The organism is Acidobacteriota bacterium (assembly GCA_016195325.1).
Lineage (GTDB): Bacteria > Acidobacteriota > Polarisedimenticolia > JACPZX01 > JACPZX01 > JACPZX01.
Genome location: JACPZX010000110.1, coordinates 1 through 2,691 on the forward strand (window position 1 = coordinate 1; position 2,691 = coordinate 2,691).

Genomic DNA, 2,691 nt, shown 5'->3' on the forward strand with positions numbered 1-2,691 from the left:
AGGGGCGCTTCGCGGCTCGATGCGGGTGAAGGCGCTCAAAGGGATCTGGGCCCCTGAGGCCGAGCGGACGTAGATCGAGCCGAGCGACTCGGGGCTCTCCCTGAAGCGCGGGGCCACCTCCAAGACGACGTGGTACTGGTTCGCCTGAGTGTACATGGTGGAGACCTGCCGCTGGCCGAAGGCGTCGTAGAGAGTCTCGTCCACCGCCTGCGCCGTCACCCCCAGCCGCGACGCCGTGTCCCGATCGATCACCACCTGCGACTCGAGGCCCCGGTCCTGCTGATCGGAGGTCACGTCGACGAGGAACGGCATCGCGCGGAGGCGGTCGAGCATCTTCGGTGTCCACTCCGCGAGAAGTTCGAGGCTCTCGGACCTCAGGCTGAACTGGAACTGCGACGCGCTGGGCCTCCCTCCGATCCGGAGATCCTGCACAGGCTGCAGGAAGAGCGACGCCCCGGGGACGCCGGCCAGCGTCGGGCGCAGCCGTGAGATGATCGCGTCGGCCCCGGTCCGCCTCTCCCGGATGGGCGTGAGGGTCGCGAAGAGGCGCGCGGCGTTCGTGGCGCCGTCGTTCCCCCCGGTGAAGGCGACGACGTTCACGACCGCGGGATCGGATCTCATGATCCCGACGAGCTTCGTGAGCCTCTCGCGCATCCCCTGGTACGACATGTCCTGCGCGGCGAGGATGCTTCCCGTCAGGCGCCCGACGTCCTGCTGCGGGAAGAACCCCTTGGGGATGATGGAGAAGAGGTAGACGTTCAGCGCCATCGTCAGAAGGACGACCGCGAGGGTGAGCGGCGCGTGGGCGAGCACCCACCTCAGACCCCGGGCGTAGAGCGCCTTCACCGCCTCGAAGGCGTGCTCCCCCGCGCGGTCGACCGGGCCGTGCCTCCGGTCGGCGCTCGATCGCAGGAGGCGGGCGCACATCATCGGCGTCGCCGTCAGCGAGACGACGAGCGAGACGAGGATCGCCGCCGAGAGCGTGACGGCGAACTCGCGGAAGAGTCGGCCGACGATCCCGCCCATGAGGAGGATCGGGAGGAAGACGGCGATGAGGGACGTGCTCATCGACAGCACCGTGAACCCGATCTCGCGCGAGCCGCGGAGCGCCGCCGGGAACGGCGCCATCCCCTGCTCGAGGTAGCGCGAGATGTTCTCGATGACCACGATCGCGTCGTCCACCACGAACCCGGTGCAGATGGTGAGCGCCATCATCGAGAGGTTGTCGATGCTGTAGCCGAAGAGGTACATCACGCCGAACGTGCCGATGAGCGAGAGGGGCACCGCGACGCTCGGAATGAGGGTCGTCCGGGGATCCCGGAGGAAGACGAAGACGACGCCGATGACGAGCGCGATCGAGATGACGAGGGCTCTCTCGACGTCGTCGATCGACGACCGGATGGTCGTGGTCCGGTCGAGCATCACCTGGAGATCGGCCGCGGGGGGAAGGGCCGCGCGGAGCTGCGGCATCATCGAGAGCACGCGGTCGACGGTCTGGATGACGTTCGCGCCGGGCTGGCGGAAGAGGATCAGGAGCGCGGCGGGCTTTCCGTTCGCGAGGCCGCCGGCCCGCACGTTCTCGACCGAGTCCTCCACGTCGGCGACGTCCTCGAGGCGCACCGCGGCCCCGCGCCGCGTGGCGATGACGAGCGATCGGTACGCCGAGGCCTTGAGAATCTGATCGGTCGTCGTGATCGTCCACGTCGTGGACGCGTCCGCGAGATCCCCCTTCGGGCGGTTCACGTTCGCCGCGGCGATCGCCGAGCGCACCTGCTCGAGGCCGATCCCGTACTTGTTGAGGGCCATCGGGTTGAGCGCGACGCGGACGCCGGGGAGGGCGCCACCACCTGAGGTGACCTGCCCGACCCCCTCCACCTGCGCCAGCTTCTGCTGGAGGACGGAGGCGGCCAGGTCGTAGAGGCGCCCCGGGTCGAGGGTCTCGGAGGTCAAAGAGAGGATCAGGATCGGCGCGTCGGCCGGGTTCACCTTGCGGTAGGTCGGATTGCCCGGAAGGTTCGCGGGGAGATCGGCGCGCGCCGCGTTGATGGCGGCCTGCACGTCGCGCGCCGCGGCGTCGATGCTCCGGCCGAGGTCGAACTGCAGCGTGATCGACGTGCTCCCCAGGTTGCTCGTGGACGTCAGCTCGGTCACGCCGGCGATCCGCCCGAACTGCCGTTCGAGGGGGGTCGCGACCGCGGAGGCCATCGTCTCGGGGCTCGCCCCGGGGAGCGCGGCCTGCACCTGAATCGTCGGGAACTCGACCTGGGGGAGCGACGCGACCGGGAGGAGGTGAAAGGCGAGGATCCCGGCGAGGGCGAGGGCGAGCGTGAGGAGCGTGGTCGCCACGGGGCGCCTGATGAACGGGGCGGAGACGTTCACGGCGCCCCGTCGGGGACGGCCTCGGGCGGGAGGTGCCCGCGGCGGGCGACTCTGAATCGTCTCGAGATGCGATCGAAGGCGAGGTACACGACGGGGGTGGTGTAGAGCGTGAGGACCTGGCTGACGAGGAGCCCGCCGACGATGGCGATGCCGAGGGGGCGCCTCAGCTCCGCGCCCGTCCCCCCGCCGAGGGCGAGGGGGAGCCCGCCGAGGAGGGCGGCCATCGTGGTCATCATGATGGGCCTGAAGCGCAACAGGCACGCCTCGTAGATCGCCTCTTCCGGGCTCTTGCCGTCCACCCTCTCGGCGTCG

2 protein-coding genes are annotated in these 2,691 nt (G+C 69.9%); both read right to left on the reverse strand.

The features are described from left to right. Positions 1-2,379, reverse strand: a 2,379-nt coding sequence (locus HY049_18530; GenBank protein ID MBI3450897.1) for an efflux RND transporter permease subunit, incomplete at its 3' end; no start/stop codon positions are given. Further along, positions 2,376-2,691, reverse strand: a 316-nt coding sequence (locus HY049_18535) for an efflux RND transporter permease subunit (GenBank protein MBI3450898.1), incomplete at its 5' end; no start/stop codon positions are given. The genes HY049_18530 and HY049_18535, both read right to left, overlap by 4 nt.